This is a genomic window from Streptomyces sp. NPDC050704, assembly GCF_040654355.1.
GTDB lineage: Bacteria > Actinomycetota > Actinomycetes > Streptomycetales > Streptomycetaceae > Streptomyces.
In genome coordinates, this window is the sequence record NZ_JBFAHW010000204.1 from 1 (window position 1) to 10,321 (window position 10,321).

The following is a 10,321-nucleotide window of genomic DNA, read 5'->3' on the forward strand; positions in this document are numbered from 1 at the left end:
TCGCCGCGGCAACGTGCCATGACTGGATATCCCAGAGCGGCGATCGGATATCCCGTCGCGGCACCGGCCCCACCACCCACCTCCCCAGGGGCGCGGGGAACTGCGCGACAAGCCCCCACCGAACCCGCAGACAACGTCACCCCCGCCGCAACACCAGCACCGCATTGTGCCCCCCGAACCCGAACGAGTTGCTCAACACCAAGTCACCCCCACCCACCGGCAACACCCGCGGAGCGCCCGTCACCACGTCCAACTCCACCCCGTCATCCAGCTCTTCGCCCCCGATGGTCGGCGGAATCACCCCATGGTGAAGCGTGAGAGCGGCCGCCACCGCCTCCACCCCACCCGCGGCCCCCTGAAGATGCCCCAGATGCCCCTTGAGCGCGGTGACAGGCACCCGCCCGACCCCCGCCCCCAACACATCCCGCAGCGCGCCCGCCTCCGCGAGGTCACCGTCAACCGTGGCGGTCGCATGCGCGTTGACGTGCAGAACGTCCACGACGTACCCACCCGCGTCCCGCACAGCCCGCCGCACGGCCAGCGTGATCCCGCGACCGCTCGGATCGGGCGCGGCCATGTGATGCGCATCGGCCGACAGCCCCCACCCCGCCGCCTCGCAGTACACCCGGGCCCCGCGAGCCCGCGCATGCTCCTCGGACTCGAGAAGCAGAAACCCGGCCCCCTCCCCGTTCACGAACCCGTCCCGGTCCTTGGCGAAGGGCCGCGACGGCGTCCCGTACACGCCCGTGCCAAGCTCGTGCGTCGACAGCGCCCGCATCGAAGCGAACGCCGCCATCAACGCCGGCGTCACCACCGCCTCCGCACCCCCGGCCAGCGCAACGTCCAGATGCCCGTACCGAATGCGGTCGATCGCCTGCCCGATGGCCTCCGTACCCGAGGCGCACGCGCTCGTCACCGTGCGGGCCTCCCCGGTGATGTGCAGGCCGAGCGACACCTGGGACGCGGCCTGCGAAGGCACGGTCATCGGTGTGGTGAGGGGCGAGACCGCGCGCGGCCCCTTGTCCCGCAGCTGCCGGTCACCGTCGACGAGCACGGGCGCGCCCCCGATGATCGTGCCGACGCTGACCCCGACCCGGTCGGGGTCGAGCCCGCTCTCCCGGGTCCCCGCCGGGTCGAATCCGCCGTCCTGCCAGGCCTCGCGGGCGGCGATGAGCGCGAGCTGGGCGGACCGGTTCATGCGGCGCGCCCGCTGCCGGGGGAGGAGCTCGGCGAGATCCACCGGCACGAGCGCCCCGGTCCGCACCGGCAGCTCCGCGAACTCCGGTCCGTCGAGGGCGCGGATTCCGTGGCGCCCGTCCAGCAGCCCCTGCCACAGCTCGCCGACGCCGACACCGAGCGGGGTGATGGCCCCGAGCCCGGTGACCACGACACGTCGCCGGCGCTCGGTGACGGCGGATTCCCGTCCCGGCCGCGCGTGATGGCGTACGAGGTACTCCTGGTGTTCCTGATCAGCTCCAGGCTCCGCCCACGCCCGCAACTCGGCGTCCTGGAGCGGGGTTTCGGCCGGGTGGTCCAGGTCTCGGTGCCACACGCCCCACCTGCGGGTGTACGTCTCCTCCGTGGCGAGGGGGTCGACGGCGCGCAGGGCGGTGACCCGGTCACCGTCGTGCAGGGCAACCGTGCGGAGGTCGGACGAGACGGCGTACGGGATCCGAGCGGTGTCCATGCGGCGGTCGGCGACCGTCAAGGTGCGGCAGCGGTCGAAGAGTTCGGCCCGGTCGGTGCCGCCGAGCGGTGGGCGCAGGGTGACGCGGAGGGTGTCGGGAGTCTCGGGGAGGGTGTGCATGACCACGTACCACGTGTGCTCCGCGGCGGCCTCGGGCGACAGGGCGAGGAGGTCGCCGGGTATCACCTCCGCGGCGGTGACCGTGTGGCGGGCAGGGGCAGGGACAGGGGTGGCGTCGGGCGCACTGTGCATCGGCTGATGCCTTCTTTGCTCGGGTGGGGCACTCCCGTCGCGGGGAGCGGATTCCAGTGTCCCCGGGAGGAGTTGTCACCGGGCCGAGTCGCGTACAGCGTTCAGCGCGCCCCGTGCCGCATCTCCCGGGGGCTCACTCCGTAGCGCTGTTTGAAGGCTGTGCTGAGTGCGCTCGCGGAGGAGAAGCCCGAGGCGTGGGCCAGGTCCGTGATCGTCATGTGTTCGCAGTCGTGGCAGCGGAGCCGGTCGCGGACCAGCCGCAGGCGTTCCTCGCGGATCAGGTCGCGCGGGGTGGTGCCGACGCGCTGGAGCGCCAGCTGTATCTGGCGCAGGGACCAGCCGAGGGCCCGCGCCATGGAGGTGCCGGTCAGGCCGGGGTCGGCCGCGTGTTCGCGCACGTGGCGGCGGACCATCGCCTCCACCTCCAGTAAGTGCCCCGACGCGTCCGGCCGGTCGTCGCCCACGGCGAGCATGCAGAGCAGTTCGACGATGCGGTCCGAGACGGCGTCGAACTCGGTGGTGGTGAGGTTGTTGCGCTCCGCGGAGAGGCTCTGGAGCATGGAGTTCACGACGCGGCCGAGACCGGTGGTCAGATCGAGCCCGGTGGCCAGCGGTGACTTCCGGTTCAGCGGGCCGTCGATCTCACGGGCGGGGATGGAGAAGATGAACCCCCGCAGGGACGCGTCGTGCAGTAACTGGAAGGGCGCTCCCAACGTCATCAGGCTCCCCATGCCCGGGGTCAGCCGCGCCTCCTGGTCGTCCTGCCGCAGGACCAGCTCCCCGCGGAGCGGGAGGAGGAACCGGTAGTCGTGGTCCGGCTCCTGGCGCACCAGCCGCGGCGTCCGGACGTACTCGATCCGGTCGCACCGCCAGTCGACCAGCTGGTACGTGTCGGTGCCCTGCCGGGTCATCTCGCCCCGGAACGTCCCTGGGTCGGCATATCTGAAGTCCATCGGGGTCTGGTACGACCCGACGTGTTCGCTCCAGAAGTCGGTCCGCTCACGCGGATCCACCTCGCCGGTCGCCTGCGACTCCACGATGTAGGTTCCCGCGGGCAATGCACTTCCTCCGCCCAGAGTTGCCCGGCCGTCGTCGAAGGCATCGCTCAACTGGCCTTCTCGCAACGGCAGTTACGGTCGGAAAGGCTAGTGCAGACATTCCGTTTCCGGCCCTCTTCGGCAGCGTACTAGTGGTGGACGGCACGCAGGCATATGCCAATCGAAGTGCGGCCGGTGGTGCGCCTGAGGGCAACTTCCTTGCGCGCGCGAGCAAGTGCGCGCGCCCGCTCGCTACTACCGTCGGGCGCCCCGTCACCCATCTCCCTCCCGCCTTTGAGGACTTCATGAAGGAACAGATACCGGAGGCGGTGTTCTGGTGCGTGGCCGTCGGCCTGCTCGCCGTCACCGTGCTGCTGGTGCGCCAGCGCGGGATCACCTCGCTGCTGCGCCGACGCAACGCCGAGCTGGCCGAGGACCTGCGGACCCGGGAGGAGGAGGTACGGCACCTGGCGGCCGTACGCCTGCCCGCGCTGGAGGACCATGGCGCCCGGCAGTCCGAGCCCGTGCCCGGCATCGGACTGCTCGACGCGCGGCTGGCGGGCAGCGGCTTCGCGAAGTCCCTCGACCATGTCCTGGAGCGGTTCGCCACCGCCGTGGAGCACGCGCAGGCCCGCGCCGACCAGTCCGCGAAGGCCGCCCTGAAGTCGTCGATGCGCTCGATCCAGGCGCTGGCCAACGAGCAGCAGGTCGCCATCTCCGAGATGCAGGACCGGCACGACCGCCCCGACGTGCTGCGCGACCTGCTCGAAATCGACCACGCCAACGCCCAGTTCGGCCGTCGCGCGCAGGCCATCGCCGTGCTGTGCGGCTCCTGGCCCGGCCGTCAGCGCGCCATCTCCGCGCTGATCGAGGTCGTCCGCGGCGCCACCTCCCGCATCCGCGACTACCGGCGCGTCCAGATCCACGGCCAGGCCGACATCGCCGTGGAGAGCCGGGCCGTCGAACCCGTCGTGCTCACCATCGCCGAGCTGCTCGACAACGCGGCCCGCCACTCGCAGCCCAACACCAAGGTCGAGGTCAACGTCCAGACGGTGCACAACGGCGCCTGCGTGGTGATCGACGACGCGGGTGTCGGCATGGACGCCCATGTGACGGAGCGCGCCGCCGCGCTGCTGTCCGGGCGGTACGCGGTGGACGTCACCCGGCTCGACGATCCGCCGCAGTTCGGCTTCGCCGTCATCGGCGTGCTCGCCGCGCGCTACGGGTTCAGCGTCTCCGTCGACACCCGCTCCCCGTACGGCGGTGTCCGCGCCGTCGTGTTCCTGCCGTCCGCCCTGCTCACGCACCGGGACCCCGCGGAGGAGCTGCCGCCCGTGACCGTACCGCCGATCCGCGAGGCCGCTCGTGCGACCGCCGCCGCCCGGACTGCCGGGGCCCAGGCTGGGGGTCGGTCCGGGCCCGAGTCCGACTCCGAGTCCGGCGCCGGGCCCGAGTCCCAGCCCCGGTCCGTGGGTACGTCCGCATCCGCCGTTGCGTCCGAGGCCGCGACCGCAGCCGCACCCGCACCCGCCGAGGTGGCGACCACGGCCGGTGGGCTGCCCAGGCGCCGCCGCCGGGACCGGGCGCGGCCGGAGCCCGAGGCCGCCGCGCGGCCCGCGCCCACGCCGGTCGAGGACCCCGGCGCGCGTTCGGCCGAGGAGACCGCCCGTCGCATCGGCGCGTTCGCCCGGGGCACCCGGCACGGTCGCGCCGACCAGGAGGCCGAGGAGGCCGAGAAGGCCGAGGAAGCCCAGGGCGGCATGGCCGGCGGGGACGGCGTACAGGACTTTTCAGGCACTCCCCACGACGAAGGGAACACCCAAGGATGATCGAGCCCGCGAAGAACGAGTTGGGCTGGATGCTCGATGAGGTCCTGAAGGTCCCTGAGGCGCGGCACGCGATCCTGCTCTCGGCCGACGGCATGCTGCGCGCCCACTCCGCGGACATCGGCAGGGACGACGCCGAACGGCTCGCCGCGGGGCTCTCCGGCGTCCAGTCGATCAGTCGCAGCACGGCCGAGTTCTGCGGTAACGCGGGGACCCCCTGGCGGCAGACCCTGATCGAGTTCGGGCACGGCTACGTCTTCCTGGTGGCCGCGGGCGAGGGTGCCTACCTCGCGGTCTCCACCACCGAGCACGTCGACATGGAGGCCGTCACGTACCGCATGCACAAGCTGGTCGACCGGCTCGGCAAGGAGCTGACCAGCCCGGCACGTCAGGATGCCGGCAGCCCGGCATGACACCGCCCAGGCGTCCCGGAGGGAAGCTGGTGCGGCCGTACGTCGTCACGGACGGCCGCTCCCACCCGACCCGCAACACCCTGGACCTGGTCACGCTGGTGATCGCCGCCGACGATCTGCCGCTGACCGGACTGAGCCCGGAGAAACGGGCGTTGATGGAGCTGTGCCGGCCCGGCGCGCTGTCGGTCGCCGAGGTGGCCGGACATCTGTCGCTGCCGGTCAGTGTCACCAAGGTGCTCATCGCCGACCTCATGGACAGCGGCCATGTCGTCACCCGCGCCCCCGTCCCGACCGCCCGGCCGTCCGAGACCCGCATCCTCCAGGAGGTCCTCGATGGGCTCCGCGCCCGCCTCTGAAGCCGCTCACCTCCCCGGCAGCGTGCAGACCGCCGTCAAGCTCCTGATCGTGGGGCACTTCGCGGTCGGCAAGACCACGTTCGTCGGCGCCCTGTCCGAGATCCGGCCGCTGCGCACCGAGGAGGTCATGACCCGGGCCGGGGCGCTCGTCGACGACCTGGCGGGCACGAAGGACAAGACGACCACCACGGTCGCCCTCGACTTCGGCCGGCTCACCCTCAACGACTCCCTGGTGCTCTACCTCTTCGGCACGCCGGGCCAGCAGCGCTTCACCGAGTTGTGGCAGGACATGACCCGCGGTGCGCTCGGTGCGCTCGTCCTCGCGGACACCCGGCGGCTGGGCCAGTCCTTCGATGTCATGGGCGTCCTGGAGGAGTTGGGGCTGCCGTACGCCGTCGCCGTCAACGACTTCGACGGCGCCCCCGGGCATGACCTGGACGAGGTCCGCGACGCCCTCGACCTGCTCCCCGAAACACCCCTCGTACGGTGTGACGCCCGCGACCGGGTGTCCTCCACCCATGCGCTGATCGCCCTCGTGGAGTACCTCCTGACCCGCAAGGTCGGCAACGGCAGCGGCAGCGGGAGCGGGAGCGGGAGTGGCAACAGCGACAGAACCGGTACCAGCGACAGTGACACCGAACTGGAGCACGCGTGACCTCCCCCGACGCGCCCGTCCCCGCCCCGGCCCCGCCCCCGGGCTGTCCCTTCCACCAGCCGATGTACGGACCCGAGTTCGCCGCCGACCCGGCCGCCGTCTACGGCAAGCTGCGGGCGCACGGGAACACCGCACCGGTCGAACTCGCCCCCGGTGTCCGTGCCACCCTCGTCACCGGGTACGAGGCGGCGCTGCACGTCCTGCGCAGCCCGGAGACCTTCTCCAAGGACCCCCGGCGCTGGCGCGACCTGGCCGACGGCACGGTTTCTCCGGACAGCCCGGTCGTGCCGATGATGATGTACCGGCCGAACGCGCTGTTCACCGACGGCGAGGAGCACCGCAGGCTGCGCGGCGCCATCACGGACAGCCTGGCGCGCGTCGAGCCCAACACCCTGCGGGGATACGTCGAGCGCAGTGCCGACACGCTGATCGACCTGATGGCGCCGCGCGGCGCGGCGGATCTGCTCGGTGAGTACGCGCAGGTGCTGCCGCTGCTGGTGTTCAACCGGCTTTTCGGCTGCCCGCCCGATCTCGGTGAGCGGCTGGTCGAGGGCATGTCCGGGATCTTCGACGGGGTGGACGCGCAGAAGGCGAACGAGTTGCTCGCCGCGACGCTGTTCGATCTGGTCTCGTTGAAGCGCGTGCGGCCGGGGCCGGACATGACGTCCTGGCTCATGGCCCACCCCGCCGGGCTCACCGACGAGGAGATGATCCACGAACTCGTCGTCTTGATGGGGGCCGGTACCGAGCCCCAGCAGAACCTGATCGCGAACAGCTTGCGGCTGCTGCTGTCCGACGACCGGTTCGCGGGCAGTCTGGGTGGTGGCAGTCTGCCGGTGGACGATGCCCTCGACGAGGTTCTGTGGACCGATCCGCCGATGGCCAACTACGCGGTGCACTATCCGGTGCGGGACGTCGTGTACGAGGGCACGCTGCTGTCGGCGGGTGATCCGGTCGTCGTCAGTCTCGCGGCGGCGAACACCGATCCGGCTCTGACCTCCGATCAACGGGCCGGTAACCGGGCCCACTTGGCGTGGAGCGCGGGGCCGCACAACTGTCCGGCGCAGGGGCCTGCCCGGTTGATCGCGGCGGTCGCGGTGGAGAAGCTGCTGGATCGGTTGCCGGATGTGGAGCTGGCGGTTCCGGTGGGTGAGCTGGAGTGGCGGCCGGGGCCGTTTCATCGGGCGTTGGCTTCGTTGCCGGTGCGGTTTCCGGTGACGGGGGTTGGTGGGGAGCCGCTGGCGCGGGAGCGGGAGGCTGTGGGTCGGTCCGTGCTGCCGGCGCTTGCCGGGCAGCCCGAGCCGGCGGTGCCGGCGGTGCCTGTTCGCCCGGTGGGTGCCTGGGCTCGGCTGAGGGGCTGGTGGCGCGGGGAGTAGGTGCGGGTGTTCGTGTGGGTGCGGGTTCGTTGTGGCTGGTCGCGCCGTTCCCCGCGCCCCTGGGTGGGTGGGGGCTGGGGCTGGTTTGTTGGGGGTCGGGGGTGCGGCGGGATGTCCGTCCGCAGCCGCTGACGTAAAGCGCGGTTGTGGCTCTGTGGCCCGGCACTGATGTCGTCGTACGCTGCGGACGGACATCCCGCCGCACCCCCTCCACCCGGTGGACATACCGAGCGCCCCGGCCCCGCAAGGGGCGCGAGGAACTGCGCGAGCAACCCAATACGGCCGGTACTTCGACATCCGGCAGTGGCGCCCCGTCAGGGGCGCGGGGAACGGCGCGAGCAACCCAATACGGCCGGTACTTCGACATCCCGCAGTGGCGCCCCGTAAGGGGCGCGAGGAACTGCGCGAGCAACCCAAGACAACCCGCACTTGGCAACTGGCGGTGGCGCCCCGCAGGGGGCGCGGGGAACTGCGCGAGCAACCCCCACCGGCCGTGAGGCTCAGTCGGCGGTGTTGAGGTGTACGGGCAGGGATCGGTGGCCGTTGGAGATGAAGGAGGCCACCGGGGTCAACTCAGGTGATGGGACGGCGAGTTCGAGGTTGGGGTAGCGGTCGAAGAGGGCCGGAAGCGCGACCCGGGCCTCCATACGCCCCAGCGGAGCGCCGAGGCAGAAATGGATGCCGTGGCCGAAGGCCAGGTGCTCCTTGCCGAGCCGCGTGACGTCGAACCGGTCGGCGTCCGCGCCGTGATCCGCGGGATTCCGCCCGGCAGCGGCGTACGCGGCGAGAATCGCCTCGCCCTTGGCGATCACCAGCCCCTCCGGACCACCGAGTTCACCGACGGCCAGGTCCTCCACCGCGTACCGCAGCGGCAGGCTGGCGACCGGCGCCTGCACCCGCAGCGTCTCCTCGATCACGTCGTCCCAGCCGGCCCGGCCCGCACGGACGTGTGCGAGCTGCTCCGGGTGGGTGAGCAGCGCGTGGATGGCGTTGTCGATGAGATTGACCGTCGTCTCGTGACCCGCGCTGATCATCAGCACCAGCGTGTCGAGCAGCTCCTGCTCGCTCAGCCGCGTGTCGCCCTCCTCGTCGCGCGCCGCGATGAGCGCGGAGGTGAGGTCGTCGCCTGGCAACTCCCGTTTGGTGGCGACGAGTTCACCCAGGGCGGCGTACAGCCTCCCGTAGATGTCCGTGACCTCCTCCGGGGTGGCGGCGGTGTTGAAGACCCCGTCCACGACGGCCCGTAACTCCGCGCCCTTCTCCTCGGGCAGTCCGAACAGTTCGCTGATCACCTGGATCGGCAGCGGGTAGCAGAACTCCTCGCGCAGATCGACGGCTTCGCTCCGCCGCCCCGCCTCGTCGATACGGTCGAGCAGACCCTTGGTGATCTCCTCGACGCGCGGCCGCAGCGCGGCGGTCCGGCGCGCGGTGAACGCCTTGGAGACGAGGGTCCGCAGCCGTTTGTGCTCTCCGCCGTACGCCGTGAACATGTTCTGCACCGCGACCCAGGTGAACAGCGGCCACTCCGGGGAGATCTCCCCGTTGATCCACAGCGGCCAGTGCCGCCGCGGGTCCTTCGACACCCGCGGGTCCGTGAGCAGCCGCTTCAGCAGGTCCGTACTGCTGACCGCCCATGCCTCGACGCCGTCGGGGAGCTCGACCCGGGTCACCGGCCCGCGCGCCCGTATCCGCGCGGCCTCGCCGTGGATGTCGTGACCGGACGGGTCGATGACGATGGAACCCTGCTCTGTCATGGGAGCCTCCCAGTACTCGAAACTCGGATCTCGTACCGCGCGAACACCGATACGGCCGGTGACGTTACGCGGCCGTAGGGTGCGCGAACGAGGCCGCGTGAAGCGCACTGCGTATGTCGTCAAGTTCCCTACGCGTACCGGCAAGTCGGGGATCCGCGTCCGGCCTAGGGTCGTGCTTCCAGGTGAGAGGCGGTGAGAGCCATACCGGCCAGCGACGCCCCGAGGTGGCTGAAGCCCCTCGGCCCGGAGGTGCGGGCCCTGCCGGCCGGCGAGTGGTGGGACGCGGTACGGGTTCCCCTGGCCGCCGGCCTGCGCACCCTCGAACACCTCGGCCCCCGCACGGGAGCGGTGCTGGAGGACGGCTACGGCAGCGTCCTCTACTGGCTCGTCCCGCCGGGCACCGCCGCCGGCTGGGACCTGCCCCCGGCCCACGTCCTCGGCTCGGGCTCCCACGTGGCCATCCCGCCCCGGCACCGTACGTACCCGCCCGGGCCGCACTGGCGGGTGCCGCCGACCAGGACCCGGTACTGGACCGACCCGGACACCCTGCACACGGCCCTCCGCGCGGCCCTGCGAACCGCCCTCTCCTGAGACCGGACTCCGGCTCCGGCCGACCGGCACCGTCCTGAGCCCTGGCCTGACCTGCCCTGCTCGGGCGAACCTTCCCCGCTGTCCCGATCAGAGCGCGCGGCACATCTTGACGCGTCGAGTTACCGGTAACATCATGGTTCGGCGGAGCACACGATCATGTCCTTCGCCCACGGGATCGTGGGCCGTCAACTGGAGTCCGCGTGACCGACCACGTGACCGAACCGCCGACCGCGCAGCCGGTCACGAGCGGCCGTGCGGGGCCTCAAAAGGCCCCGCACGCATCAACGAGGGCTACGCGCCCGCGTACGGCAGCGTCCAGTCGCCGATGGGCGGCATGAAGGACTCCGGCCTCGGCCGCCGGCACGGCTCCGAGG

9 protein-coding genes are annotated in these 10,321 nt (G+C 71.6%); 6 read left to right on the plus strand and 3 right to left on the minus strand.

What is annotated here, in order from left to right:
* Positions 1-136 precede the first annotated feature (136 nt).
* Both AB0I18_RS50230 and AB0I18_RS50235 read right to left on the minus strand, forming a co-directional pair.
* Complete coding sequence (locus AB0I18_RS50230) at positions 137-1,939, minus strand: beta-ketoacyl-[acyl-carrier-protein] synthase family protein (RefSeq protein ID WP_363112564.1); 1,803 nt, start codon at positions 1,937-1,939, stop codon at positions 137-139.
* A gap of 101 nt (positions 1,940-2,040) precedes the next feature.
* Positions 2,041-2,997, minus strand: coding sequence for a helix-turn-helix domain-containing protein (locus tag AB0I18_RS50235; protein WP_363112565.1), 957 nt, complete (start codon positions 2,995-2,997; stop codon positions 2,041-2,043).
* Positions 2,998-3,281: 284 nt separating this feature from the next.
* Between AB0I18_RS50235 and AB0I18_RS50240 the strand changes: the two genes are divergently transcribed.
* From AB0I18_RS50240 to AB0I18_RS50260, 5 genes are all read left to right on the plus strand, one after another.
* Positions 3,282-4,805, plus strand: a complete 1,524-nt coding sequence (locus AB0I18_RS50240; protein WP_363112566.1) for an ATP-binding protein — start codon at positions 3,282-3,284, stop codon at positions 4,803-4,805.
* Entirely contained in the window at positions 4,802-5,215 is a 414-nt protein-coding gene (locus AB0I18_RS50245; protein ID WP_363112567.1) for a roadblock/LC7 domain-containing protein, read from the plus strand. Before AB0I18_RS50240 ends, AB0I18_RS50245 begins: the two co-directional genes overlap by 4 nt.
* Positions 5,212-5,571 (plus strand): DUF742 domain-containing protein, encoded by a 360-nt coding sequence (locus AB0I18_RS50250; protein WP_363112568.1) that lies wholly within the window; start codon positions 5,212-5,214, stop codon positions 5,569-5,571. The genes AB0I18_RS50245 and AB0I18_RS50250 overlap by 4 nt, the downstream gene beginning before the upstream one ends.
* The gene (locus AB0I18_RS50255; RefSeq protein ID WP_363112569.1) at positions 5,549-6,226 is read left to right on the plus strand and encodes an ATP/GTP-binding protein; all 678 of its coding nucleotides are present in this window, start codon (positions 5,549-5,551) and stop codon (positions 6,224-6,226) included. The genes AB0I18_RS50250 and AB0I18_RS50255 overlap by 23 nt, the downstream gene beginning before the upstream one ends.
* A 62-nt stretch (positions 6,227-6,288) precedes the next feature.
* A complete protein-coding gene (locus tag AB0I18_RS50260; RefSeq protein ID WP_363112572.1) occupies positions 6,289-7,602 on the plus strand; it encodes a cytochrome P450 in 1,314 nt (437 codons plus the stop codon).
* A 500-nt stretch (positions 7,603-8,102) separates the two neighbouring features.
* Here AB0I18_RS50260 and AB0I18_RS50265 read toward each other — a convergent pair whose 3' ends face one another.
* Positions 8,103-9,356 (minus strand): cytochrome P450, encoded by a 1,254-nt coding sequence (locus AB0I18_RS50265; protein ID WP_363112570.1) that lies wholly within the window; start codon positions 9,354-9,356, stop codon positions 8,103-8,105.
* A 192-nt stretch (positions 9,357-9,548) separates the two neighbouring features.
* Between AB0I18_RS50265 and AB0I18_RS50270 the strand changes: the two genes are divergently transcribed.
* Positions 9,549-9,947 (plus strand): hypothetical protein, encoded by a 399-nt coding sequence (locus AB0I18_RS50270; RefSeq protein ID WP_363112571.1) that lies wholly within the window; start codon positions 9,549-9,551, stop codon positions 9,945-9,947.
* Positions 9,948-10,321: the final 374 nt, after the last annotated feature.